At 56.3% G+C, this 1,099-nt stretch carries 1 protein-coding gene; it reads right to left on the bottom strand.

What is annotated here, in order from left to right; genetic code table 11:
* Positions 1-26 precede the first annotated feature (26 nt).
* Positions 27-1,046: an IS30 family transposase gene (locus C9F12_RS22185; protein ID WP_108450240.1), complete on the bottom strand. Its 1,020-nt coding sequence runs from the start codon at positions 1,044-1,046 to the stop codon at positions 27-29.
* Between the last annotated feature and the right edge of the window lie 53 nt (positions 1,047-1,099).

Genomic DNA, 1,099 nt, shown 5'->3' with positions numbered 1-1,099 from the left:
GGCGGTCTCAACCTACAAGCGCAACACTATTGGAGTGCCGGAGATCCGGGCACTGACTTCTGGAGAACCTCCGCGTATACCTCCAGAGGCGTCTTGGCGTTCAACGTCTCTCTAGGCCTGGTATTGAGTGAGTCTGCGATCTCATCGAGCTCCTCCTGGGTGTAGGTCGATAGGTCTGTTCCTTTGGGCAGATACTGTCGAAGCAGACCATTGGTATTCTCGTTAGACCCACGTTGCCACGGGCTGTGTGGATCGGCGAAGTAGATGGCTGTCCCGGTACGTTGGGTTATTTCGGCATGCTTGACCATCTCGCTCCCTTGGTCGTAGGTCATCGACAGCCGTAGTGAGCGTGGAACACGGTTCAATTTGTCACTAAAGCCGACCATCGCATCCGTCGCGGTCGTACCGTCCATTTTCACCAGGATGACGAAGCGTGTCGTGCGCTCAACCAACGTGCCTACGGCAGAACGGTTGCTGGCCCCCATGATGAGGTCGCCTTCCCAATGCCCGGGCATCAACCGATCTTCGATCTCAGGCGGCCGGAGATGAATACTGACCAAGTCAGGAATTTGGCGGCGACGATCCTTGCCACGACTGCGTGGACGCCGCTTTCCCTTCCCCTGCCGAAGGCAAGCAATGAGCTCTTTTTTCAGCGAGCCTCGGGGCATCACATAGAGCGCGTTGTAGATGGCCTCGTGGGAGACCTGACGTGTAGGGTCATTTGGATACATGCGCTTCAGTGTGATGGCTATCTGCCTAGGAGACCAGTACTTGCGCAACAGGTAGGTCACCAGATCGAAGAGAGGCGTACCAAGGCGCAACTTAGATTGTCGTCGTGCTCGATGTCGCGTCAGCGTGGCCCTGAAACCCGCCAGACTGGCGTCATAGCCAGCATGAGAAGGTACCGCATGCCGAGCCAGTTCTCGAGAAATCGTGCTGGCAGCTCTCCCAAGGAACTTGGCGATGGAGCGTATCGAGTGACCTTCACGCATCAGCATGATGGTGGCACGTTCTTCAGCAGTAAGGTGGTGGTAGCAATGAGTCATAGCGATAGCGTACCTGATCGATCAGGTGTTGCACTTGCTCATTGAGACCGCCC

The organism is Halomonas sp. BN3-1 (genome assembly GCF_003056325.1).
Lineage (GTDB): Bacteria > Pseudomonadota > Gammaproteobacteria > Pseudomonadales > Halomonadaceae > Halomonas > Halomonas litopenaei.
This window is presented reverse-complemented; position numbering and strand designations above follow the sequence as displayed.

Coding starts and splice junctions, on each gene's coding strand:
- C9F12_RS22185 (WP_108450240.1), bottom strand. CDS start 1,046: ATGACTCATTGCTACCACCACCTTACTGCTGAAGAACGTGCCACCATC.